Raw genomic sequence first — 23,724 nt, 5'->3', positions numbered from 1 at the left:
CACGGATGACCACGGACGGACACCCAATGGAAGGACACACCATGGCACTTCTCGACCTGCAGACCATCGAGACCGAAGAGCGCACGGACGGCGGCGGCAACAGCACGGTGAGCCTGCTCTCCTGCATCAGCGCCGCGAGCGTTCTGCTCTGTCTCTGACCGACGGTCTGCTCGCTCCGGGCGGCTCCCTCCCTTCGGGGAGGGGCCGCCCGGGGTCCTTCCCGTCCCAGGAAAGGCCCGTATGACCTCGCGCGGCGACGACGACCCGGCGGCCGGACACGCTCGCACGCTGCTGCGCGCGGCCACCCGGTACAGCGGGTCCCGCTGCGCGGCGCTGTGCCTGGTGAGCATCGCCGCGACGGGTGCCGGACTGCTGCTCCCGGCCGCGCTGGGCCGGGCCCTCGATCTTCTGCTGGCGCACGCTCCGGCGACCCGCTGGGTGCTCTGCTGCGCCGGCCTCGTCCTCCTGCTCGGTCTGCTCGACGCGGTCCAGACCGTCCTCACCGGCACCGTGGACGCCCGCACCACCGCGTGGCTGCGCCGCCGGCTGACCGGGCACGTGCTCGGCGTCGGCCCGCGCGCCGCGGACCGCTTCGGCTCCGGTGACCTCGTCGCGCGGCTGGTCGGCAACGCCGCCGAGGCGGGGACCACTCCGGCGGCCCGTGCGGCGCTGGTCGCCGCGCTCGCCGGTCCCGTCGGCGGGGTGGTGGCGCTGGGTCTGATCGACTGGTGGCTCGCGGCCGTGTTCCTCGCCGGAGCGCCCGTGCTCGTCCTTCTCCTGCGCGCCGTCTCCCGGGACACCTCCGAGAGCGCCTCGCGCTACCAGCGGGCCCAGGGCCGGATCGCGGCCGCGCTGGCGGAGGCCGTCGAGGGCGTCCGCACCGTCCGCGCGGCCGGCACGGAGGGCCGGGAGACGGCCCGGGTGCTGCGGCCGCTGCCCGGTCTGTCCCGGGCCGGGCACCGCATGTGGCGGGTGCAGGGGCGGGCCGCGGCCCGGGCGGTCGCCGTGGCGCCGCTGCTGCAACTCGCGGTCGTCGCCGTGGCCGGAGTACTGCTCACCCGGGGCCGGCTCTCGGTGGGCGAGGTGCTCGCGGCCTCCCGGTACGCGATGCTCGCCACGGGCGTCGGTGTCCTGGTCGGCCGGCTCGCGGGACTGGCGCGGGCCCGGGCCGCGGCCCGGCGCCTCGGCGAGATCGAGGCCGAGCCCGCCACCGCGTTCGGCGCCCGCCGGCTGCCCGACGGCCCCGGGCGGCTGGAGCTGCGCGGGGTGACGGCCCGGCGCGGCGGACGCACCGTGCTCGACGGAGTGGACCTCGACATCCCGGGCGGCACGACCCTGGCCGTGGTCGGCCGGTCCGGGGCGGGCAAGTCGCTGCTGGCCGCCCTGGCCGGACGACTGGCCGACCCGGACGCGGGCGAGGTGCTCCTCGACGGTGTGCCGCTGCGCGAGCTGCGCCGCGACGACCTGCGCGGCGCCGTCGGCTACGCCTTCGCCCGTCCCGCCCTCCTCGGCGGCACCGTCGGGCAGGCGATCGGCCTCGGTCTGCCCTCCCCCTCCCCCGGCCGGATCCGCGAGGCGGCCCGCACGGCCCTCGCGCACGACTTCGTCCGCCGCCTCCCGAACGGCTACGACACGGCCGTCGCCGACGCCCCGCGCTCCGGCGGCGAGTCCCAACGGCTGGGCCTCGCCCGGGCGTTCGCGCACGGCGGCCGCCTGCTGATCCTCGACGACGCCCTCTCCAGCCTCGACACGGTGACCGAACGGCACATCACCGACGCCCTGTTCGGCGACGGCCCGGGCACCACCCGGCTGCTGGTCGCCCACCGCGGCGCTACGGCCGCGTGCGCCGATGCCGTGGCGTGGCTGGACGGGGGGCAGGTGCGGGCGGTGGGGCGGCACGAGGAGCTGTGGCGGCTCGCGGAGTACCGGGCGGTGTTCGGGGAGGGGGCCGGGCCCGCGGACCCGGGCGGCAGCGACGTGCCACCGGTTTCGGACACCCAGGACAGGGACGGAGAGGGACATGACGGCATGAGCGGACGGATGCGGCCCGCGGCGGCTGCCGGGGACGGGACGGCTCCGTGACGGCCCGGTCCACCGACGCCCTCCCCGCCCGGGGCCTGCGCTTCCTGCTGGCCCGCCGACGGGTCCTGCTGCGGCTCACCGCCTGGTCCGTCCTGGAGACCGGGCAGACCTTCCTCATCGGGTACGGGCCCGCCCGCGCCCTGGACGACGGCTTCCTGCGCGGGCGGGCTGATGTCGGGCTGCTCTGGCTGGCGGTGACCGGGATCGGTGTCCTGCTCGGCGCGTACGGGACCGCCCGCGTCTACGCCGCCGTCGCCGCACTGGTCGAACCGCTCCGGGACCGGCTCGTGGAGCGCGTGGTCGCGCGCGGGGTGCGGACCGGTGACGCGGGTTGCCTGTCCGGGCTCACCCAGCAGGTGGAGATCGCCCGGGACACCTTCGCCGGACTGGTCATGGTCTCCCGCTCCTTCGTGGTCACCGCCGTCGGTGCCCTGGCGGGCCTGTTCGCCCTCGCCCCGCCGCTCCTGCTGGTCGTGGGACCGCCCCTGGCCGTCGGCGTGGCGCTGTTCGCCGCGACGCTGCGGCCGCTCGCCCGGCGGCAGGAGACCTTCCTGCTCGCCGACGAGGCCCTCGCCGGTGACCTCGGCACCGTCTGCCCGGGCCTGCGGGACATCACCGCGGCGGGCGCGGAGGCACACATCGCCGCCGACACCGGGGAACGGGTCGAGACCGAACTGCGGGCGGCGCGCGCCCTGGCCCACTGGGGCGTGCTGCGCGTGGTGTCCCTGACGATCGGCGGCCAGCTCCCGATCGTCCTGCTGCTCGCCGCCGCCCCCTGGCTCCTGTCCCACGGCGTCACCGCCGGCGCCCTGGTGGGCGCCCTCGCCTACGTCACCCAGTCCCTGCTCCCGGCCCTGCGCAACCTGATCCACGGCCTGGGCACGAGCGGCTCCCGGCTGACGGTGGTACTGCGCAGGCTGACCCGCCCCGACACGGCTGACGCCCACACACCTCGGACGGCCCCGAGCAGCCACCTCGCGAAGTCCGAGGCCGACGGCAACCCACCACGCCCGGCCGCGGCGGCCCACCCCACGGACACCGCCGACGCCGACACACCTCGGACGGCCCCGAGCCCCCGCATCACGAAGTCCCACGCCGCCGACGGCACCACGCCACACGGAGCCGCGAACACGCACCCCACGAACACCGGCGGCGACCCGCCATACGCAAGCGCGAACGCCCGCGCCTCGAACACCACCGGCGTCGACGGCAACCCGCCTCAGCCGAACCCGAGCACCCGCCCCACGAACACCACCGACGACGCCGACGACGCTGTCGGCGCGCCCCGGCCGGCCGACGAGCCCGCCCCTGCCGGCGCCGCCACACGCCGCACCGACGCGCCCCGCCCGGACGGGAGCGGCTCCCCCGCACAGGCCGGCCGCGGCCTCCCCCTCACCCGCCCCGCGCACAACGGACCCGGTGAAGAGACACCCCCCGCCCTCTCCCTCGCCTCCGTCACCTTCGCCTACGGCCCCGCCAGCACCCCCGTCGTCCAGGACCTCGACCTCGCCCTGCCGCACGGCGCGCACCTGGCCGTCGTGGGACCCAGCGGCGCCGGCAAGTCCACGCTCACCGCGCTCGTGGCGGGGCTGCTCACGCCCTCGCGCGGCACCGTCCGGGTGGGCGGGCACCCCGTGCCGGGCCCGGAGGCCGCCGCCGGGCGGGTGCTCATCCCGCAGGAGGCGTACGTGTTCGGCGGCACCCTGGCCGAGAACCTCGCGTACCTGCGCCCGGACCCGGTGCCCGAGGAGGAGCTGCTGGCCGCGGCCGAGGCGGTCGGCCTCGCCCCGCTGGCCGGCCGGCTCGGCGGGCTCGGCGCACGGGTCGATCCGACGGCGCTGTCGGCCGGCGAACGGCAGCTCGTCGCCCTGGCCCGGGCCTGGCTGTCGTACGCCCCGCTCGCCCTGCTGGACGAGGCGACCTGCCATCTGGACCCCGAGACGGAGGAGCGCGCGGAGCGGGCGTTCGCCGCGCGGCCGGGCGGAACCCTGGTCGTCGTCGCCCACCGCATCAGCTCGGCCCGCCGCGCCGGCCGTGTCCTGGTGATGGACGGCCGGAGCACCGCGTACGGCAGCCACGAGGAGCTGATGCGGTCGTGCGCGCTGTACCGGGACCTCGTCGGGAGCTGGGCCCCCGCACCGGCCCGGCGGGGGTCAGAGCCAGCCCTGGCCCTGCGAGATGCGTATCGCGTCGATGCGGTTGCGGGCCCCGGTCTTGCGGGTGATGGCCGCCATGTAGTTGCGCACCGTCCCGTGGGACAGGTGCAGGCTCCCGGCGATCTCCGCGATGGAGGCACCCTCGGCCGCGAGGGATAACACGCTCAGTTCTCTGCGGGTCAGCGGCATCTCGGCCGCCTTGAGGAATCCGAAGCCCAGCGAGTCGTTGACGAAACGTTCCCCCTCGGCGACGCGACGGATCCCGCGCAGCAGATTCTGCGGGGATCCCTCCTTGTCGACGTAGCCGAGCGCCCCCGCCTCGGCCGCCCGCTTCAGCAGGCCCGGCCGGTTCGCGGTGGCGAGCACGAGTAATCGCGGGCGCGCCCGGTCCGGTCCGGGCCGGCACAGCTCGCCCAGCGGAGGGATGCCGTAGGAGTCCGCGCACTCCAGGTCCGCCGCGCACACGTCCGGCCGAACCGACCGCATCGTGCCCGGCGCGCCGCGCCACGACGTGTCGTGCACCGACAGGTCGGCTTCCTGCCGCAGCCACTCCGCCAGCACCGACCTCACCAGACACTCGTCGTGCACCAGAAGCACCCGGATCACTGCCACCCCCTCCGCTCGCCGTACGCCCCCTCGTCGTATTGAGCGCGTGCCCCATTGTTCGCGACCGTGACCCTGCGTGGGCGCGGAGAACCGGCCATCAGGGTGCGCAGGGGCGCACGCCCAGCGCCCGTACGCCCGGCCACGCTTCGACTGCGGGGGCATGGGTCGGGGCGGTCGGGGTAGGCACGCGCTCCCGAGTGGCCGGAGCACAGGTGACCGACGGTAACCCGGCGTGGCTCGGGGCCGCTCGTCGTGCGGGACGGGCCGTGAGGGGGGAGATTTGTTCCTGGACCCGGTCGCGCGGCCGTGCGAGGAGGTGGTCGGCGTGTCCGACGGGCAGTCCTTCGCTCAGGCACCGGCAGCCGCCAGGACGCCGGTCGGCCGGCCCCTGCTCTCCCTGGCGCTGGCCTCGATGATGGACGAGGTGCACGCCCACTCCGGCGCGGTCTACCTGATGGCCCCGGATCAGCCGGTGCTGGAGATGGCGGTGATGGCCGGGCTGCCCCGGGCGTTCGCGGCACCCTGGGAGCGGGTGGGCCTGAGCGCGCCGATCCCGGTCTCCGACGCGGCGCGCGAGCGGCGGCTGGTGTGGGTCGGGGGCGAGGAGCAGATGGCCCGGCACTATCCGCGGATCGCGGTGGTGCTGCCGTACCCCTTCGCTCTGGCAGCGGTGCCGATCGCCACCGAGGCCACCGTCTACGGCGCGGTCTTCGTGACCTGGCCGGGCGCGCACCCGGAGGAGATGTCCGACCACGAGCGCGAGCATCTGACCGCGGCGTGTGATCGGCTGGCGGTCCGGCTGGAGCGGGCCGCCGAGCACAGCATCCCGCCGCAGCCCGAGACCGATCTGCTCGCCGCGCCCCTCGTGGGAGGCATGGCCGGCACGCTCGGCACGGTCGAGGCGGCCCGGATGGTGAGCCGGCTGCCGTACGGGCTGCTCTCGCTGGACCTGCACGGGCGCATCGGCTTCGTGAACGCGGCGGCGGCCGAGCTGCTGAACGTCCCGGTGAGCCGGCTGCTGGGCACCCAGCTGTGGGCGTCGGTGCCCTGGCTCAACGACCCGGTGTACGAGGACCGTTACCGGGCCGCGCTGCTCAGTCAGCAGGTCACGTCGTTCGTGGCGCTGCGCCCGCCCGGCGAGTGGCTGTCGTTCCGGCTGTACCCGAGCACGACGGGTCTGAGCGTGCGCATCACCAGGTCCAGGGCCGTGTCGCGGATGAACCGGACCGCACCGCCGCCCGACGGGGCGCCCTCCCGGCTCGTCACCATCTCGCAGGTGCTGGACCTGGCCGGGGCGCTCACCGAGGCGGTGGGGGTGCAGGACGTGGTGCAGCTGGTCGCTGACGAGATCGCCCCGGCCGTGGGCAGTCAGGCCCTGGTCGTGCTGGGCTCGCGGGCGAACCGGCTGCAGGTGCTCGGGCACCGCGGATACCGGGACCCGCATCTGGTGGAACGGTTCGACGGGATGCCCCTGACCGAGTCGACACCCGGCACGCAGGTGCTGCGGACGGGCGTGCCCGCCTTCTTCGAGTCGCAGGAGCAGCTGGAGCGCCTGTACCCGGCGCGGCTCGCGACCCCCGACGGCTTCGCGGCCTGGGCCTATCTCCCCCTGATCGCCCAGGGCCGCCCGGTCGGGACGTGCGTGCTCTCCTACGCCGAACCGCACCCGTTCCCGACCGAGGAGCGGGCGGTGATGACCAGCATGGCCGGGCTGATCGCCCAGGCGCTGGAGCGGGCGCTGCTCTACGACGCCAAGCACCGGCTCGCGCACGGCCTCCAGGAGGCGCTGCTGCCCCACTCCCTGCCGTCGCTGCCCGGCATCGAGGCGGTCGGCCGCTATGTGCCGGCCACTCAGGGCATGGACATCGGCGGGGACTTCTACGATCTGGTCGGCACCCAGGGGACGGCGGCGGCCGTGATCGGCGACGTCCAGGGCCACAACGTCACGGCGGCCGGACTGATGGGGCAGGTCCGCACCGCGGTGCGCGCGTACACGACCGTGGGGCAGGCGCCCGAGGAGGTCATGCGGAGCACCAACCGGCTGCTGCTCGACCTGGGGTCCGATCTGTTCGCCAGCTGCCTGTACCTGCGGCTCGACCCGGAGCACGGGCGGGCCGTGATGTCCCGGGCGGGCCATCCCCCGCCGCTGCTGAGACGTCCGGACGGCCGGGTGCGCGTGCTCGACCTGGCGGGCGGCCCGCTGCTGGGCATCGACGCCTCGGCGGTGTACCCGACGACGGAGGTCGCGCTGGCTCCCGGTTCGCTCCTCGTCCTCTACACCGACGGGCTGGTCGAATCCCCCGGCACGGACTTCGAGGAGGCGCTCGCGGATCTGGGCCGGCGGCTGGGCGACGCCGGGGACCAGCCGCTGGACGAGCTGGCCGACAGCCTCGTCCATCAGCAGCGGCAGCGCGCGGACGGGGAGGAACGGCCGGACGACATCGCCCTGTTGCTGATCAGGGCCCTCGGGTAGGTCGCGGGGCGCGACGGCGACCCGGGCCGGGAACGCCGGTGGCCGGCCCGGGTCCGCCAGGAAGGGGGCGGAACCGGGCCGGCGGCGTCGGACCGGCTGCCGACGGCTGAGAAGGGGTCAGCGGCTCTCGGTCAGACCGGAGTTGTCCTCGACACCCTGGCCCGCGTCCTGACCGGCACCCGCACCGGCACCGGCCTGGTCGCCTCCGGCCTGTTCACCGGCACCGGCCTCTTGCCCGGCTCCGGCTTCCTCGCCGGCGCCCGCACCGGCCTCTTCACCGGCACCGGCTTCCTGGCCCGCACCGGCCTCTTCGCCCGCACCGGCTTCCTGACCCGCACCGGCCTCGTCACCGGCGCCGGCACCGCCGCCCGCGCCGAGGGTCGCGCCGACCGCTTCCAGGGCGGTGGTCACCGGCTGGAAGAACGTCTCGCCGCCGACCGTGCAGTCGCCGCTGCCACCGGAGGTCAGGCCGATGGCGAGACCGTCCCGGGTGAACAGCGAGCCGCCGCTGTCGCCGGGCTCGGCGCAGACGTTGGTCTGGATGAGGCCGGTGACGGTGCCCTCCGGGTAGTTCACCGTGGCGTCCAGGCCGAGGACCTGGCCGTCGGCGAGCCCGGTGGTGCTGCCCATCCGGAAGACCTCCTGGCCGACGGTCGCCTCCGCGGCCTCGGTGATCGGGACGGTCTGGTCGCCGGTGTTGACCTCGCTGGGCGCCTCGGTCGCCGGGTCGTCGTACTTCACGAGTGCGAAGTCACCGTTGCCCGGGAACGTCGACTGGTCGACGGTGGCGATCGGCTGGCCGCCCTGGGTGTCCGACCACTCGTTGCCGCCGAGGGTGCAGTGACCGGCCGTCAGGAAGGCGGGCGAGCCGTCGCCCGCGGTGACGTTGAAGCCGAGGGAGCAGCGCGAGCCGCCCGCGAAGATGGCGTCGCCTCCGGAGACGAACGGCTTGAAGGTGCCGGAGGACTTCTTGATGGTGGCCATGCCGGAGCCGAGCTCCTGCACGGTGGATTCCAGTCTGTCCCACTTGGCGCCGGTCACGGTGCTGTCCGCCGTCACCAGGAGCTTGTTGGTGCGCGGGTCGATCGACCACGCGGTGCCGGCGATGGTCGCCTCGGACTTCAGCGTCGAGGCGCCGTCCCGAAGCTCCGACCAGCTGTTCTCGACCTCGCGGACTTTCGCGCCGGCCGCCTTCGCCTGCACGATCACGTTGTTGTTGTCGCCCGGTACGACGTTGACGACGAGCTGCTGGCTGTCGCCGTCGTAGTAGGAGCCGCCGAACGCCTCACCGAGGAGCCCGGAGAGCTGCGAGGCGAGATCCGAGGCGTCGCCCGCCTTCAGGGTCTTCGGCGCGGCCGCCGCGTCGTCGGACGAACCGTCCTGCGAGGCGTTGGCGTTGGGAAGCAGGATCGCGGCCGCGCCGAGCGCCACCACGCTGCCCGCCGCTATCGCGGCCTTGCGCTTCGGAATTCGCTTGTGACTCAAACTTCTCTCCTCCTGGGGAACGGAGTAGGTGCCGCCGTCCGGCAGCTTCTGGGGGGCGCCTGGATGGCTGTTGGTACGCACGGGCCGCACGGGGCGTTCAATTCCGATTGCAAGTGATCCCTTCGCATCGCGGAATCAGCCAACTCCCGTCGTCCGCACGGCGACCGCGCGGTCCCCTGCCGCCCTGTTCACACGGGGCCGGTCCGGCAGAGCCGGTCGCGCCGGCCCGGGGAGATCCATGGCCGGATGACGGCCTTTCAGCGACGGGCGCCCGCCGACCGGGCGGAACGCAACACTCCGTATCCGTCCGGAAACGATCCGTCGCGGTCACGGATCCAAATCCCGGCTTCAGCGAATCTGCACATCGAATGCTCAACCCGGTCACCGAAATGAGGGTTATCCACACCCCGGCCGGGTCGGACACGCCTTTGGGGCGGGAGTGCCGGATTCGCCGCCCCGCCGGGCAAGGGCCGGAATGCGCCGATGCGGTGCCGCATGTGAAGGACTCGCCGCCAAGCGGTGCACGGACCTGCACGGATCGGTGCCGCTGGGGCGCAAGTTGCCTGGTGAGGCAGGTGATTGATTGGAAGCGCGGAGCAGCGGCGTGCTTTGATCCATCGCACCGCGGGGGCCGCTCAGGGCACTCGGAAACGGATGCCCGGTGCTCGCGGTCGCGGCCGTCATCTGTCCCCAGAGGGGGCCGCTCCCCCCTTGTGAGATATCCATATGAAGGGAAGTTCCATCATGAACTCCACCCCCCAGGTTGAGACCGTCGAGATCGCTGACGCCCAGCTCGACGCCATCTCCGGCGGCCTGTCCGTGAACGCCGTGAACACCGTCACCGACACCGTTGACGGCATTGCCCCCGTCTCCGGCCTGGTGGACACCGCCGTCGGCACCGTCGAGGGCGTCACCGGCCTCAACACGGCCCCGGTCACCGGCCTGGTCTCCGGCCTCTGATCGAGCCCTTGTGCCGTTGATTCCCGGAACCGCAGCCGGCGGTTCCGGGTTCTTCGGTTTCCGTACAAGCCCCTGCCTCGGCCGTCCGTACCTCTTCCACGGGTGAGGGAAGTTCCTTGCAGTTCCGCCAACAGGCCCTCGCCAAGCTCCAGTCACCGGAGGAACTCGACCTGCCGGTGCGCTTCGCCCGCCCGCAGGGCTGGCTCGTGCTCTCGGTGACGGTGGTCGCGATGGCCGCCGCCTCGGTGTGGGCGGTGACCGGCTCGGTGACCTCCACCGTCAGCGCACCCGCCATCATCACGCACGGGCAGGGCAGTTACGTCCTGCAGAGCCCCGTCGCGGGCCAGGTCACCGCGGTGCTGGCCAAGCAGGGCGAGCAGCTGCCCGCCGACTCCCCCGTGCTCAAGGTCCGTACGGGCAACGGAGAAACGGTCGTCCGCACGCTCGACGCGGGCCGTGTCTCCGCGCTCGCCGCGACCGTCGGGCAGATCATCCGGACCGGCGCGAACGTCGCCGCCGTCGAGAAGGTCGCCCACACCAACGACCCGCTCTACGCGACCGTGTACGTCCCCGCCGAGAACGCCGCCTCGATTCCCGACGACGCGGCCGTGGACCTGACCGTGCAGTCGGTGCCGACTCAGGAGTACGGCGTGCTGCGCGGCCATGTGAAGTCGGTGGACCGCTCGGCGCAGTCCCCGCAGCAGATCGCCGCGTTCCTCGGGGACAGCCAGCTGGGCGAGCAGTTCACCAAGAAGGGCAGACCGGTGGCCGTGACGGTCCGGCTGGACAAGTCCTCCGCCACGAAGAGCGGCTACAAGTGGTCCTCCGCGGACGGACCCCCGTACAAGCTGGCCTCGATGACACCGGCCTCCGGTTCGATCCGGCTGTCCGACCAGCGCCCCGTCGACTGGCTGCTGCCATGAGCGCCACCGCACAGGAGCCCCGGAGCAGGCGACGCGCCGCCCCGCCGAAACGCAAGGTGCCCAAAGCCCGGGCGAAGACCGTCCGCACGCCCACCGTGCTCCAGATGGAGGCCGTCGAGTGCGGCGCCGCCTCCCTGGCGATGGTGCTCGGCCACTACGGCAAGCACGTCCCGCTGGAAGAGCTGCGCATCGCCTGCGGCGTCTCCCGGGACGGCTCGCGCGCGAGCAACCTGCTGAAGGCGGCCCGCTCCTACGGCCTGACGGCCAAGGGCATGCAGATGGACCTGGCAGCCCTCGCCGAGGTGACGTCGCCGGCCATCCTGTTCTGGGAGTTCAACCACTACGTCGTCTACGACGGCATGGGCCGGCGCTTCGGCCGCCGGGGTGTCTACATCAACGACCCCGGCAAGGGCCGCCGGTTCATCCCCATGGAGGACTTCGACGGCAGCTTCACCGGTGTCGTGCTGGTGATGGAGCCCGGTGAGGACTTCGCCCGCGGCGGCCGCAAGCCCGGCGTCCTGGGCGCGATGCCGGCCCGGCTGCGCGGCACGGCGGGCACGATGCCCGCGGCGGTGCTGGCGAGTCTGCTGCTGGTGGCGGTCGGCGCCGCGGTGCCCGCGCTGAGCCGCACCTACATCGACGAGTTCCTGATCGGCAACCAGACCTCGCTGCTCGGCGTGCTGTTCCCGTCGATGGGGGCGTGCGTGCTGCTCACGGTGGTGCTGACCTGGCTCCAGCAGGCCAACCTGCTGCGCGGCCGCATCATCTCCTCCACCCTGTCCAGCGCCCGTTTCCTGCGGCATCTGCTGCGGCTGCCGGTGACGTTCTTCTCCCAGCGCAGCCCGGCCGATCTGGTGCAGCGCCTGCAGTCCAACGACGCGGTGTCCGAGACCCTGTCCCGCGACCTCGCGGCGGCGGGTGTGGACGCGGTCGTGGTCGTCCTGTACGCGGTGCTGTTGTACACCTACGACCCGCAGCTCACGTTCGTGGGCATCGGCGTGGCCCTGCTGAACATCGTGGCCATGCGGGTGGTGATCCGGCTGCGGGCGACGCGCACGGCGAAGCTGCGCGCGGACTCGGCCCGGCTCACCAACACCGCCTACACGGGCCTTCAGCTGATCGAGACGATGAAGGCGACCGGCGGCGAGGACGGCTACTTCCGCAAGTGGGCCGGGCAGCACGCCACCACCCTGGAGGAGCAGCAGCGCCTGGGCGTGCCGAGTGCCTGGCTGGGCGTGGTCGCACCGACGCTGGCCACCGTCAACAGCGCGCTGCTCCTCTGGATCGGCGGTATGCGGGCGGTCGAGGGACACATCTCGGTCGGTCTGCTGGTCGCCTTCCAGGCTCTGGTCGCCCGGTTCACGGCCCCGCTTACCCGGCTGAACGGTGTCGCGGGGCGTATCCAGGACTTCGCGGCGGACGTGGCCCGGCTGAAGGACGTGGAGAACTTCAAGGCCGACCCGCTCTACGGCCGGCCCGGCGGGAGCGAGTCCACGCGCCGCCTCCAGGGCCACGTCGAACTGGAGAACATCACGTTCGGCTACAGCCCGCTCGACAAGCCGCTGCTCACCGGCTTCGACCTGACGGTCGGCCCCGGGCAGCAGGTGGCGCTGGTGGGCGGTTCGGGCAGCGGCAAGTCCACGGTGTCCCGGATGATCTCCGGGCTGTACGCGCCGTGGGAGGGCGTGATCCGCATCGACGGGCAGCGCATCGAGGACATCCCGCGCGGGGCGCTGGCCGCCTCGGTCTCCTTCGTCGACCAGGACGTGTTCCTCTTCGAGGGCACCGTCCGCGACAACGTGGCGCTGTGGGACCCGTCGATCCCGGACGACGCGGTGGAGGACGCGCTGCGCGACGCCGCCCTGTACGACGTGATCACCCGCCGGCCCGGCGGCATCCACAGCAAGGTCGAACAGGACGGCCGCAACTTCTCCGGCGGGCAGCGCCAGCGCCTGGAGATCGCCCGGGCGCTGGTGCGCCGCCCGAGCATCCTGGTGCTCGACGAGGTGACGAGCGCGCTGGACGCGGAGACCGAACAGGTCGTGATGGACAACCTGCGCCGGCGCGGCTGCGCCTGCGTGGTGATCGCGCACCGGCTGAGCACGGTGCGCGACAGCGACGAGATCGTCGTCCTGCAGCACGGCACGGTCGTGGAACGGGGACGGCACGAGGACCTGGTGGCCCGCGGCGGCGCGTACGCGGCACTGGTCAGGGAGCGGTGAGATGACGGCCGTCCACGAAGGGCACGACGGCGACCTCGTGCTGGGTGCCTTCGGGCAGATGGGCTCGCGCATCGACTGCGCCGGGTTCAACCGTCTCGACCTCGAAGGCCCGCAGGTGCTGTGGCTGGTCGCGTCCGGCGCCGTCGACCTGTTCGCGGTCGATGCCGGACAGCAGGGCCACTGGCACCATCTGGGCCGGCTGGAGGCGGGCTCGCTGGTGCTCGGCCCGGTGCCGGGACCGCAGCACACCCTGGTGGCCCGGCCGCTACGGGACTGCGTGGTGCACCGCATCGGCCTGCGCGAGCTGTACCAGCCCGCCCACACGGCGACCTGGTCCTACGACGAGTACGGCAACCCGCAGTACGTGCCGCCGACGACGAGCCCGCTGGAGTACGCGCTCGCCCTCGGGGTCGGCCGCAGCCTGTCCATCCTCTTCCAGGCGCCGATGGCCACCGAGCGGGCCGCGGCGCCCACCGATGACGACGTGTTCTGGATGCAGGTCCCGCCGGGCAGCGTGCAGTACGGCTCGCTGTACGGCGCGGAGGCCGCGGCCGACCTGCTGATGGACCCCGCGCTGTGGCAGTCCGTGGTCGACCAGCAGTACCGGCTGCTGACGACGCTGGACCGCTGGATCGAGCAGCTGGAGCGCACTCACGAGACCCGCACGGCCGAAGGCATCAAGGCCGGTGAGGCGGTGCGCGTCCAGGCCGACCAGACGCTGCTCGCCTCCATCGGCAAACGCTCCTCGAAGCGCACGACCGCGGCCGACGCGGACGCCACGTACGCGGCCTGCAAGCTGGTCGGGCAGGCCGCCGGGATCCGGATCACCGAGCCGACCCGGAAGGGCACCGGCGGCGACCGCCTCGACCCGGTCGAGCAGATCGCCCTGGCCTCCCGCGTGCGGGCCCGGGCCGTACGGCTCGACGGCCGCTGGTGGCGGGACAACGTGGGGCCGCTGGTGGGCCAACGGGCCCTGTCGGGCGCGCCGGTCGCGCTGCTGTGGCGGCGCGGCGGTTACGTCGCGGTGCATCCTTCGACCGGACGTGAGACGCCGGTCGAGAAGGCGAACGCCGACGAGTTCGAGCCGCGCGCGGTGATGTTCTACCGCCCCCTGCCGGAGCAGGGGCTCAGTCCGCTGCGGCTGCTGCGGTTCTGTATGCAGGGCATGCGCGGCGATCTGACGGGCCTGCTGCTCAGCGGTCTGGTGACGGTGGCGATCGGCGCGCTGGTGCCCATCGCGACCGGCAAGGTACTGGGCGAGTTCGTGCCGAAGGCGCAGACGGACCTGATCGTGCAGGTGTGCCTTGCGGTGTTGCTGAGCAGTGTGGTGGCGGCGGCCTTCATGCTGTTGCAGAACCTCACCATCCTGCGGATCGAGGGCCGGATCGAGGCCACGCTCCAGCCGGCGGTGTGGGACCGGCTGCTGAGGCTGCCGACGAGGTTCTTCACCGAGCGCTCCACGGGCGAGCTGGCCAGTGCGGCCATGGGCATCAGCTCGATCCGCCGGCTGCTGGCGGGAGTCGGGCCGACAGTCGCCCAGTCCGTGACGGTCGGCGCGATGAACCTGGGGCTGCTGCTCTGGTACAGCGTGCCGATGGCGATGGCCGCGATCGGCATGCTCGTCGTCATCGCGGCGGTGTTCCTCGGGCTCGGGCTGTGGCAGGTGCGCTGGCAGCGGCGTCTCGTGGTGCTTTCCAACAAGCTGAACAACCAGGCGTTCCAGACCCTGCGGGGCTTGCCCAAGCTGCGGGTGGCCGCCGCCGAGAACTACGCGTACGCCGCGTGGGCGTCGGAGTTCGCGCGCAGCCGGGAGCTCCAGCAGAAGGTCGGCCGCATCAAGAACCTCACGACGGTGCTGGGCTCGGTGTACCTGCCGCTGTGCACCCTGCTGATGTTCATGCTGCTGGCCGGTCCGGCCCGCGGCTCGATGTCGGCGGCGGCGTTCCTCACCTTCAACACCTCGGTGACGATGGTGCTGACCTCCGTCACCCAGCTGACGGGCGCGTTCGTCTCGGCGGTGGCGGCGCTGCCGCTGTTCGAGGAGATCAAGCCGGTGCTGGACGCTACGCCGGAGGTGCGTACGGCGAGCACCCGGCCGGGTCCGCTGACGGGTGCGATCGAGGCCCGGCGGGTGTCCTTCCGCTACGCGGACGACGGCCCGCTGGTCCTGGACGACGTGTCGTTCGAGGTGCGGCCGGGCGAGTTCGTCGCGGTCGTCGGCCCGAGCGGCTGCGGCAAGTCGACCCTGCTGCGGCTGCTGATCGGCTTCGACCGGCCCGCGTCGGGCAGCGTGCTCTACGACGGGCAGGACCTCGCGGCTCTCGACCAGTCGGCGGTGCGCCGTCAGTGCGGTGTGGTGCTCCAGCACGCGCAGCCGTTCACCGGCTCGATCCTGGACGTCATCTGCGGCACCGAGCCCTACACACCGGAGGAGGCGATGGCCGCCGCCGAGATGGCCGGTCTCGCCGAGGACATCAAGCGGATGCCCATGGGCCTGCACACCATCGTGGCGGGCAGCGGCGCCGTCTCCGGGGGGCAGCGCCAGCGGCTGATGATCGCCCAGGCGCTGATCCGGCGGCCGCGCATCCTCTTCTTCGACGAGGCGACCAGCGCGCTCGACAACGAGACGCAGCGCACGGTCATCGAGAGCACCAAAGCCCTCAACGCCACCCGGGTCGTCATCGCGCACCGGCTGTCGACCGTGATGGACGCCGACCGGGTCGTGGTGATGGAGGGCGGCAAGGTCATCCAGCAGGGCCCGCCCGCCCAGCTGCTGGCCGACACGAACGGCCGGCTGCACGAGCTGGTGCGGCGCCAGATGGCGTGAGCGCCGGTGGCGCGTCCTCGCCGGTGCGGCGCGTGCGGCCTGTTGACCCGCCCTGTAAATGGGTACCCACCGCCCATGCGAATCAGCGTGGTGGACGTGGGATCGAACACGGTCAGACTGGTGGTCGCGGACGCGGCGGACGGAGTGCCGCTGCCCGTGCACACCGCCAAGTGGCGACTCAGGCTGTCCGAGCAGGTCACACCGGGGGGACCCGTCCCGGAGCGGGCCGTGGGGCAACTGGTCGACGCGGTGGCCGAGGCGAGCCGGACCGCTACCCGTTGGGGCGCGGCAGATCCGTTGGCGTTCGCCACCGCCGTGGTGCGCAACGCGCCGAACCGGCACGAGGTGCTGCGCACCGTCCGCGCCCGTACGGGCGCGGACCTGTGCACCCTGCCGGGCGAGGTGGAGGCCGAGCTGACGTTTCTCGGTGCCCGGCGCTGGATGGGCTGGCGGTCGGGGCCGCTCGCCCTGCTCGACATCGGCGGCGGCACGCTCGAAGTCGCCTTCGGACGCGGCCGGTTGCCCGACTTCGTGGCGTCCTTGCCGCTGGGCGCACGGCGGCTGACGCACGAGTTCTTCGCGGACGAGGACCCGCCGTCGCCGGAGCGGGTGCGGGCGCTGCGCCGCAAGGTCCGCCATCAGCTGCGGGACGTCGCGGCGCGGATCCGCTGGGAGGGCCCGCGCACGGCGGTCGCCACCTCCCGCACCTTCCAGCAGCTGGGGCGGCTGTGCGGCGCGGCGCCCGGACGCCACGGCCCGTTCGTGGACCGGCAGATGCACCGCTCCGAACTGCGGGCGGCGATCACCCAGCTGGCCGCCCTGCCCGCCGCCGAGCGCGCGCACCTGCCGGGGATCTCCGCACCGCGCGCCGCGCAGAGCCTGGCGGGAGCGGTGGTCGGGCACACCGCGCTGAAGCTGACCGGCATCAAGGCCGTCACGGTCTGCCCCTGGGCGATCCGCGAGGGGGTGCTGCTGCGCCACATCGAGGACGGCCCCTCCTGGTGGGCGGAGGTCGCCCGCCGCAGTGCGGAGACCGCCCCTCCCGACCCGGTGCCGCTGCGCATCGCCGCGGCCTCCGGCTGAATCATCCACAGCCGTGGCGTGACGTACCGAAGACGTACCGAACAGGAAGGAGACCCCCGTGTCCCAGCACAAGGACCACGACCGGGACCAGAACCAGCACGGCAAGCCGCCCGAGACGGCTCTGGAGGAGGTGCTGCGCGAGGTCGAGGACGCCGAGAACCGCACCCGGGACTCGGACGAGCAGCGCCGCCACCGGGGCGAGGCCGGGGAGGCCATCACGCCCAACGCGCGAGCTCAGGAGGAGTCCGAGGGGGACTGACCGGGGCCGGGCGGTGACACACGACGTGTGACCTCGCTCGCCGGGCGGGTACCCGGCGCGCATGGAGCACGAAGGACCACGACTGCCCACCCCGCGCGGCCCGCTGAGCAGGGGCGTCGACGCCTGTCTGCGCGGTGCGGGCCGCCTGCCCCGGCTGGAGGAGGTCGCCCGCGCCGAGGTGTACGGCGACGACCTCCAGCTCGCCCTGTACCTGTGCTACGAGCTGCACTACCGCGGTTTCGCGGGCGTCCCCCCGGAGCGCGAGTGGGACCCCGACCTGCTGCGCGTCCGCGGCGCCATGGAGCAGCGCTTCCTGTCCGCGCTGCGCGCCGACGCGCACGTCCACGACAGCCTGGACGAGGCACTGGCCGGCCTGCTGGTCGAGCCCGTCGAGGGCACCGGCGTCACCCACTTCCTGCGTGACGAGGGCGAGCTGTGGCAGGTGCGCGAGTACGCGGCCCAGCGGTCCCTGTACCACCTCAAGGAGGCGGACCCCCACGCGTGGGTGCTGCCCCGGCTGTGGGGCCGGGCGAAGGCGGCGATGGCGGCGGTCGAGTTCGACGAGTGGGGCGGGGGCCGCGCCGACCGCGTGCACGCCTCCCTGTTCGCCGACCTGATGACGGACCTGGGTCTGGACACCACGTACGGCCGCTATCTCGACGCGGCGACCGCCGAGGCCCTGGTCACCGTGAACATGATGTCCCTCTTCGGGCTGCACCGGGCGCTCAGAGGCGCCCTGGTCGGACACTTCGCGACAGTCGAGATCACCTCGTCACCGGGGTCTCGGCGGCTCGCCGAGGCGATGCGCCGCACCGGCGCCGGGCCGGCGGCCGAACACTTCTACGACGAGCACGTCGAGGCGGACGCGGTCCACGAGCAGGTGGTGCGTCACGACGTCATCGGCGGACTGCTGGAGCACGAGCCGCATCTCGCCCCGGATGTAGCCTTCGGCATCGACGCCACCGAATTCGTCGAGGAACGCTTCGGCACCCGGCTGCTCGCCGACTGGCGTGCATCACGTTCGTCACTGCGTGCACCACTTGCCCGGGAAGCAGCTCATACCTCCTGATTGTCGGGGTACCCGGTGCTCGTGATTGCACTGGTACCCCCGGGCGTGTACGCCCCGCAGGAGGACACCGAGCTGCTGGCCGGTGCCCTGTCCGACGAGCCGCTGCCTCCGGGCGCGAAGGTCCTCGACGTGGGCACCGGCAGCGGCGCCCTGGCCCTGGAAGCAGCACGCCGGGGCAGTCGTGTGACCGCTGTGGACCTGTCCTGGAGCGCCGTGTGGGCCGCGCGGCTGAACGCCCGTGCGGCGGGCCTCCCGGTACGCACCCTGCACGGGAACCTGTTCGAACCCGTGCGCGACGAGATGTTCGATCTGATTCTGGCCAATCCGCCGTACGTGCCCGCGCCGGACGGTCATCGCAGGCCGCCGCGGGGCGCGGCCCGGGCCTGGGACGCGGGCGGCGACGGACGGCTGGTCGTCGACCGGATCTGCCGGCAGGCGCCCGGCCTGCTGCGGCCGGGCGGGGTGCTGCTGCTCGTGCAGTCGGCGCTCAGCGGGCCGGACCTGACCGTCGGGCAGTTGCGCGCGGCCGGCCTGAAGGCCGCCGTGACCCGCCGGCGCCGGATCACGTTCGGGCCGGTGCTGCGCGGCCGGGAACGCTGGCTGCGGGAGCGGGGGCTGCTGTCCGCCGACGATGACAAGGAAGAGCTGGTGGTCGTCCGTGCCGAACTCCCCGTCTGACCGGTCCGCCGCACCTCGCCGCGTCGCCGTCCAACGCAAGGGCCCGCTGCTGATGGAGGGGCCGGTGGAGGTGGAGCTGGAGGACGGCTCCGTCGTCACCTCCGACCGCTTCCGCGTGGCGCTGTGCACCTGCCGCCGCAGCCGCCGCTACCCGTGGTGCGACACGAGCCACCGCGACCGGGCGTGATGCCCGGGGCATAGAAAGCCCAGGGGCCGGCGGGCGGCCCCACTCCGCCCGCCGGCCCCCTTGCGCGAGATCGCGACTCCCCGTGACAACGGCCCGGCTCCCCAGCCACGGCCCGCTGTGCTTCACGGATCCAGCGCGATCCCGGTCTGTGGGCTCAGCCCTCTCAGAACGAGAAGACGCCCGTTCCGTAGGCGTTCTTCATGCAGTCGTTGGAGAAGGTGCGCTCGTAGGAGACGCGCTTGCCCTGCCATACGCCGTCGACGGTGACGACCACCGGGTCGTACTGCTTGGTGCACATCACGCCGTCCCTGGCGGTCAGGGCGTCGAAGTCGCCGCCCACGCCGCGCAGTTCCGCGCAGGCCGGTCCGGCCGCGGGGTGCGTGCCGGCGGGCGTCGGGGCACAGGTCAGGGTGACCGCGCGTTCCGGAGTCGCCGTGATCGCGCTCTCGCCGTGGCCCACCGTGAGGACGAGGGCCGAGGGGGCGTAGAGCGCGGTGGGGGCCTGACCCGGATCGGCGAGCGCGGCCCCGGAGAGGGGTCCGCAGACGGCGGTGGCCGTCAGTCCGATGGTCATGGCCCAGCGCGCGGTGGTCCGCATTGTGTGCATCCTTCCGCATCGATTACAGGGTGTGCCGGCCCGTGCTCGGTCGGTGCACCGGAGCGGCGAGCGCGAGTCTGCCGAGTCCGCCGCGGAAACACACATCGACCCCACGGGTTTCAGTAACATTGCGTGTTGAATCAGTGGCGCGAAGTTACGGAACCCAGGCCGGTGAAGCCCGTAACTGCGCGGTTCCCCAGGTCACGAAGCGGCCAGATGGCTGATATCCGTGCGTTCGTTAATAGGCCTGAAACATTCCGATTCCGCTCTCGGCCGACTGCTTTGTGACCCCTTGTGTTCATGAAGCGGGCGAGTAATCGTCATTACATGATTACGACCGAGCAAAGAGAGAAGCTTCGCGGCTGGTTCGCAGGCCGGCTGCCCGACGACCTCTTCGAGGAACTGACCGAGATCACGGTCGACCGCGAGGAGATCACCGTGATCGGCCGCATCCCCGCACCCCGGCTGGCCGAGGACGCCCCGGCCGCCGAACGGGAGGCGGCCCTGGAGAGCCGGGCGCAGGAGTTCCGGGAGCGCACCCGCGAGGACCGGATGGCCGTGGCCCGCGAGGCCGAGCACCGGTTCCGCCGGAAGGTCTCCTGGGGCGTGGAGTGCGGCGGGCGGCGGACGCTCTTCACACACGTGGCCGCGCCCGTGATGACGCGACTGCGCCAGCCGGAGCGCCAGGTCCTCGACACCCTGATCGCCGGCGGCGTGGCCCGCAGCCGCAGCGACGCGCTGGCCTGGTGCGTGCGCCTGGTCCAGCGTCATACGGACGACTGGCTCACGGAGTTGCGCGACTCCCTGGAGCACGTGCAACGCGTCCGGTCCCAGGGCCCGGACACCGAGCCGGACCCCGCACCGCACGCGGACGAGGAGTGACCGGTTGTCGGACCCTCCGCTCCGTCGCCCGCGTGACCGCACCCACCGCCGGACCCTCAACCCATACCGCTCGGTATCGTCGCCCCACGGCACGGTCTCGACGAGGAGACGACGAGAGGCGGGCGTACGGTGGGCAAGCACTGGGCGGACTTCCAGTACGAGATCTATCTGAACGGGATGTCGGGCGCCGTACCGCGCCTGCCCACCGATCTGACCCGGCTGGAGGAGCTCACCGAGCAGCGGCTCGGACCCGGCCCGGTCGGCTATGTGGCGGGCAGTGCGGGCAACGGCAGTACGGCCCGCGCCAACCGGGCGGCCCTGGAGCGCCGCCGGATCGTGCCGCGCATGCTGCGAGACGTGCACGAGCGGGACCTGTCGGTCGAGGTGCTGGGCCGCGCCCTCCCCGCCCCCCTCGCACTGGCGCCGGTCGGCGTGCTGTCGATCATGCACCCGGACGCCGAGCCCGCCGCGGCCCGGGCCGCCGCCGCGCAGGGCGTGCCGTACATCCTGTCGTCCGCGTCCAGCACCCCCATGGAACAGGTCGCCGAGGCCATGGGGGACGCCGAGCGCTGGTTCCAGCTGTACTGGCCGAAGGACCCGGAGGTGGCGCGCAGCTTCCTGAACCGGGCGAAGACGGCCGGGTTCACCGCGCTGGTCGTCACCCTGGACACACCGCTGCTGTCGTGGCGGCCACGCGATCTCGACCAGGCGTACCTGCCGTTCCTGCACGGGGTCGGGACGGCCAACTACTTCTCGGACCCGGCGTTCCAGGCGGGTCTGGCCAAGCCCGTGCACGAGGATCCGAACGCCGCCGTGATGCACTTCGTCGGGATGTTCTCCGACCCGGCCAAGAGCTGGCCCGACCTCGCGTTCCTGCGGGAGAACTGGGACGGCCCGATCGTCCTCAAGGGCGTCCTGCACCCGGACGACGCGCGACGGGCCGCCGACGCCGGCATGGACGGCGTGATCGTCTCCAACCACGGCGGCCGTCAGGTGGCCGGCTCCGTCGCGGCGGCCGACGCGCTGCCCCGCGTCGCGGAGGCGGCCGGTGACCGGCTCACCGTCCTGTTCGACAGCGGCGTCCGCACCGGTGACGACATCTTCAAGGCCCTCGCCCTCGGTGCCCGCGCGATCCTCGTCGGCCGTCCGTACGTCTACGGCCTCGGCCTCGACGGCCAGGCGGGCGTCGAGCACGTCATCCGCTGCCTGCTGGCCGAACTCGACCTCACCCTCGCCCTCGCGGGGCACGCGACGCCGGGCACGGTCGGCCCGGCCGACCTCGTCGAGGATCCGGCCTGACGGTGTCGGCTGCGCCGCGCGTTCGCGGCGCAGCCCCGCTCGGGGCCCCGGGGGCCGTCGTCAGGCGGTCCGGCCGTCGCTGAGCGTCACCTGGCGGGCCGCCGGGTCGTCCTGCTCCTCGATCGACAGGGAGCCCTCCGTCGTCGGCAGGGGCTCCGGCTGCCAGCGCTGCGCGTCGGAGGAGCGGTCGCGTACCTTGACGACGAGGTCGGCGTCCGGGTCGTCGTCCGCCGGGGCGAGGGCGAGCTGCTCGTCCCAGCGGGGCAGCAACTCCCCCTGCACGGTGAGGTCGTAGCGCACGTCGTCGCCCCGCTCTGCATCCTCGTCGGTGCAGGTGCCGAGGACGACGACACCGGCGTCCTTGTGGGAGTCCAGACACAGCCCGGGATCGGCGACACTGCGCAGCAGCCCGTCCTCCTCGTACGTCCACTGCTGGGTCCACACCGTCGAGCACTCCGCCAGATTCGCGCCCGAGCCCTCCTTCGGCAGGCCCCGGATGTCGAGGCACAGGTCGGCGCCGGCGTTGCGCAGCCGCGTCACACCCGGTGCCGAGGGAAGCCCGGCGGTGCCGGGCGGCGTCACCGACGTGGGGCCCTTGCCGCCGGCGGCGGCGCTGTTGGACCCGGCCGGGTCGGCCTCCCCGCCGTCGTAGGACGACGCGCTGATGATGAGCACCGTCGCCAGCACCCCGGCCGAGACCGCGCCGACGCCCGAGAGCAGCGCACGCGAGGAGCCCAGCGCCTGCGGAACCCGGCGGGCGGGCACGGGAAGCCGGGACAGCAGACCGTGTCCGCCGCCCCGCCGTCCGCCACCGCGCCGGCCGGCGCGAGCGCCCCGGCCGCCGTGCGACGCGCGTCCCGGGCGCGAGTCGAGGTAGCGGCGGGCGCCCCAGCCGAGTACCGCCTCGGCGATCAACGGCCCCAGCGGGCCCTCGAAATGGCTCAGTTGCTCCGCCGCGCTCCGGCAGTAGCGGCACTCGTCGAGATGCTGCTGGACATCCGGCAGGAGTGCGCCGCCCCGGCGGATCGGGACGTCGAGGAGGCGGTTGTAGAAGCGGCAATCCTGGGTGGGCGCGAGTTCGCGATGGGCATGTACACAGCCTTCGCGGAATGTGTCCCGCGCCTGTTCGAGAGCCGCCGCCGCGATCTCGGTGTCCATGCCCAGCAGCCCGGCCGGGACGCTTAAAGGATCGGCCTCGACCTCGACATGCCACAGCAAACAGCGAGTGGCGGCGGGAAGTGCCTGGAATGCCCGCTCCGCGAGGATGCGATTTTCGGGCGTCATGGACGTCGCCGCGCGCAGCCCGCGCCCTCCGGCCGGTTTCTGCAGCGCGGGCAGAACGGCCGATATTCGATCGTCGCCGGACCACTCGCGGATCGTGTCGCGCACGGTCACCAGAAGGGCCGGGCGCAGCGCGACGGCCGACTCGCCGAAGGCGAGGCGGTTGAGGGTCCGGTGGAAGGCGGTTCCGGTCACCATGGCGGCGACCTGCGCCGACGAGGCGAGACAGATCACCGCGTAGTCGTGCACCGGCTGGTAGTGCCGCGCCATCAGCAGCGCGACGGAATGGGCGGCGACCTCGCCCTCCGGGCTGCCTCTCAGCGGAGCGGCGAGTGATTCATCGGATTCCCCCGTATCCCCGCCGGGCGGGGGATACGGAGGACGAGGGGGGTGGGGGGTGGGCACTGAGATGGTTCCTTCCCACGCATGTGACACACACAGGTCATGCCGCCGAAAAAGGAGGCCCGGTTGGTGCGTACCTCTTTTGGCGCGGCGCGGGAGGTGCGAATTCACCGACGGCGAATCGGACGCGGTCCACAAATCACGTGCGACACCCGGCCATTCCCCCCGCACGCGCGTTTCACTCTTCCACAACCCCCACACGGCCAACAAGGCACCCGGACAACATCCCCGCCATTGACAGAAAGTCAGAAA

Annotated in this window: 18 protein-coding genes and 1 pseudogene; 15 read left to right on the top strand and 4 right to left on the bottom strand. The window is 73.0% G+C overall.

What is annotated here, in order from left to right; all coding sequences use genetic code 11:
* Positions 1 to 41 precede the first annotated feature (41 nt).
* From A4E84_RS37870 to A4E84_RS42670, 3 genes are all read left to right on the top strand, one after another.
* Positions 42 to 158, top strand: coding sequence for a SapB/AmfS family lanthipeptide (locus A4E84_RS37870; protein ID WP_031113019.1), 117 nt, complete (start codon positions 42 to 44; stop codon positions 156 to 158).
* Between the two features lie 82 nt (positions 159 to 240).
* Positions 241 to 2,082, top strand: coding sequence for an ABC transporter ATP-binding protein (locus tag A4E84_RS37865; protein ID WP_237305074.1), 1,842 nt, complete (start codon positions 241 to 243; stop codon positions 2,080 to 2,082).
* Positions 2,079 to 4,397 carry an ATP-binding cassette domain-containing protein gene (locus A4E84_RS42670; protein WP_062930866.1) on the top strand — a complete coding sequence of 773 codons (2,319 nt, stop codon included), beginning with the start codon at positions 2,079 to 2,081 and terminating at the stop codon, positions 4,395 to 4,397. Before A4E84_RS37865 ends, A4E84_RS42670 begins: the two co-directional genes overlap by 4 nt.
* On the opposite strand, the pseudogene A4E84_RS43805 reads toward A4E84_RS42670, so the two are convergent.
* Positions 4,320 to 4,724, bottom strand: a pseudogene (locus A4E84_RS43805) (response regulator transcription factor); the annotation flags it as partial. The gene A4E84_RS42670 and the pseudogene A4E84_RS43805 sit on opposite strands and share 78 nt — an antisense overlap.
* Positions 4,725 to 5,160: 436 nt before the next feature.
* Here A4E84_RS43805 and A4E84_RS37855 point away from each other — a divergent pair.
* A complete protein-coding gene (locus tag A4E84_RS37855; RefSeq protein WP_062931804.1) occupies positions 5,161 to 7,317 on the top strand; it encodes a PP2C family protein-serine/threonine phosphatase in 2,157 nt (718 codons plus the stop codon).
* A gap of 117 nt (positions 7,318 to 7,434) precedes the next feature.
* Here A4E84_RS37855 and A4E84_RS37850 read toward each other — a convergent pair whose 3' ends face one another.
* Positions 7,435 to 8,802 carry a S1 family peptidase gene (locus tag A4E84_RS37850; protein WP_062931803.1) on the bottom strand — a complete coding sequence of 456 codons (1,368 nt, stop codon included), beginning with the start codon at positions 8,800 to 8,802 and terminating at the stop codon, positions 7,435 to 7,437.
* A 744-nt stretch (positions 8,803 to 9,546) separates the two neighbouring features.
* On the opposite strand from A4E84_RS37850, the gene A4E84_RS37845 reads away from it, so the two are divergent.
* The 9 genes from A4E84_RS37845 (at position 9,547) to A4E84_RS37805 (ending at position 19,010) form a co-directional block, all read left to right on the top strand.
* Positions 9,547 to 9,762: a hypothetical protein gene (locus tag A4E84_RS37845; protein ID WP_003994898.1), complete on the top strand. Its 216-nt coding sequence runs from the start codon at positions 9,547 to 9,549 to the stop codon at positions 9,760 to 9,762.
* Positions 9,763 to 9,878: 116 nt separating this feature from the next.
* Complete coding sequence (locus tag A4E84_RS37840) at positions 9,879 to 10,685, top strand: HlyD family efflux transporter periplasmic adaptor subunit (protein WP_062930865.1); 807 nt, start codon at positions 9,879 to 9,881, stop codon at positions 10,683 to 10,685.
* On the top strand, positions 10,682 to 12,907 hold the full coding sequence (locus tag A4E84_RS37835) for an NHLP family bacteriocin export ABC transporter peptidase/permease/ATPase subunit (protein ID WP_062930864.1): 2,226 nt from the start codon (positions 10,682 to 10,684) through the stop codon (positions 12,905 to 12,907). The genes A4E84_RS37840 and A4E84_RS37835 overlap by 4 nt, the downstream gene beginning before the upstream one ends.
* Position 12,908: 1 nt before the next feature.
* Positions 12,909 to 15,734 (top strand): NHLP bacteriocin export ABC transporter permease/ATPase subunit, encoded by a 2,826-nt coding sequence (locus A4E84_RS37830; protein WP_062930863.1) that lies wholly within the window; start codon positions 12,909 to 12,911, stop codon positions 15,732 to 15,734.
* 75 nt (positions 15,735 to 15,809) lie between these two features.
* Positions 15,810 to 16,817: a Ppx/GppA family phosphatase gene (locus A4E84_RS37825; protein ID WP_062930862.1), complete on the top strand. Its 1,008-nt coding sequence runs from the start codon at positions 15,810 to 15,812 to the stop codon at positions 16,815 to 16,817.
* A 58-nt stretch (positions 16,818 to 16,875) separates the two neighbouring features.
* The gene (locus A4E84_RS37820; RefSeq protein ID WP_062930861.1) at positions 16,876 to 17,076 is read left to right on the top strand and encodes a hypothetical protein; all 201 of its coding nucleotides are present in this window, start codon (positions 16,876 to 16,878) and stop codon (positions 17,074 to 17,076) included.
* A 61-nt stretch (positions 17,077 to 17,137) separates the two neighbouring features.
* Positions 17,138 to 18,145 carry an iron-containing redox enzyme family protein gene (locus tag A4E84_RS37815; RefSeq protein WP_062930860.1) on the top strand — a complete coding sequence of 336 codons (1,008 nt, stop codon included), beginning with the start codon at positions 17,138 to 17,140 and terminating at the stop codon, positions 18,143 to 18,145.
* A 45-nt stretch (positions 18,146 to 18,190) separates the two neighbouring features.
* A complete protein-coding gene (locus tag A4E84_RS37810) occupies positions 18,191 to 18,823 on the top strand; it encodes a HemK2/MTQ2 family protein methyltransferase (protein ID WP_079129439.1) in 633 nt (210 codons plus the stop codon).
* On the top strand, positions 18,804 to 19,010 hold the full coding sequence (locus A4E84_RS37805) for a CDGSH iron-sulfur domain-containing protein (RefSeq protein WP_033308553.1): 207 nt from the start codon (positions 18,804 to 18,806) through the stop codon (positions 19,008 to 19,010). Before A4E84_RS37810 ends, A4E84_RS37805 begins: the two co-directional genes overlap by 20 nt.
* 163 nt (positions 19,011 to 19,173) lie before the next feature.
* Here the strand turns inward: A4E84_RS37805 and A4E84_RS37800 are convergent, their stop codons facing one another.
* Complete coding sequence (locus tag A4E84_RS37800; protein WP_062930859.1) at positions 19,174 to 19,608, bottom strand: protease inhibitor; 435 nt, start codon at positions 19,606 to 19,608, stop codon at positions 19,174 to 19,176.
* Between the two features lie 327 nt (positions 19,609 to 19,935).
* Between A4E84_RS37800 and A4E84_RS37795 the strand changes: the two genes are divergently transcribed.
* Together A4E84_RS37795 and A4E84_RS37790 are read left to right on the top strand one after the other, a co-directional pair.
* A complete protein-coding gene (locus A4E84_RS37795) occupies positions 19,936 to 20,490 on the top strand; it encodes a hypothetical protein (protein WP_062930858.1) in 555 nt (184 codons plus the stop codon).
* Between the two features lie 129 nt (positions 20,491 to 20,619).
* Complete coding sequence (locus tag A4E84_RS37790) at positions 20,620 to 21,789, top strand: lactate 2-monooxygenase (RefSeq protein ID WP_062930857.1); 1,170 nt, start codon at positions 20,620 to 20,622, stop codon at positions 21,787 to 21,789.
* Between the two features lie 60 nt (positions 21,790 to 21,849).
* On the opposite strand, the gene A4E84_RS37785 is transcribed toward A4E84_RS37790, so the two are convergent.
* Complete coding sequence (locus tag A4E84_RS37785) at positions 21,850 to 23,475, bottom strand: RICIN domain-containing protein (RefSeq protein ID WP_062930856.1); 1,626 nt, start codon at positions 23,473 to 23,475, stop codon at positions 21,850 to 21,852.
* Positions 23,476 to 23,724: the final 249 nt, after the last annotated feature.

Source organism: Streptomyces qaidamensis (assembly GCF_001611795.1).
GTDB lineage: Bacteria > Actinomycetota > Actinomycetes > Streptomycetales > Streptomycetaceae > Streptomyces > Streptomyces qaidamensis.
Note: the sequence above shows the minus strand (reverse complement) of the source record. Positions and strands in the feature narration are given on the sequence as shown.

Coding starts and splice junctions, on each gene's coding strand:
- A4E84_RS37870 (WP_031113019.1), top strand. CDS start 42: ATGGCACTTCTCGACCTGCAGACCATCGAGACCGAAGAGCGCACGGAC.
- A4E84_RS37865 (WP_237305074.1), top strand. CDS start 241: ATGACCTCGCGCGGCGACGACGACCCGGCGGCCGGACACGCTCGCACG.
- A4E84_RS37845 (WP_003994898.1), top strand. CDS start 9,547: ATGAACTCCACCCCCCAGGTTGAGACCGTCGAGATCGCTGACGCCCAG.
- A4E84_RS37835 (WP_062930864.1), top strand. CDS start 10,682: ATGAGCGCCACCGCACAGGAGCCCCGGAGCAGGCGACGCGCCGCCCCG.
- A4E84_RS37830 (WP_062930863.1), top strand. CDS start 12,909: ATGACGGCCGTCCACGAAGGGCACGACGGCGACCTCGTGCTGGGTGCC.
- A4E84_RS37825 (WP_062930862.1), top strand. CDS start 15,810: ATGCGAATCAGCGTGGTGGACGTGGGATCGAACACGGTCAGACTGGTG.
- A4E84_RS37815 (WP_062930860.1), top strand. CDS start 17,138: ATGGAGCACGAAGGACCACGACTGCCCACCCCGCGCGGCCCGCTGAGC.
- A4E84_RS37800 (WP_062930859.1), bottom strand. CDS start 19,608: ATGCGGACCACCGCGCGCTGGGCCATGACCATCGGACTGACGGCCACC.
- A4E84_RS37795 (WP_062930858.1), top strand. CDS start 19,936: ATGATTACGACCGAGCAAAGAGAGAAGCTTCGCGGCTGGTTCGCAGGC.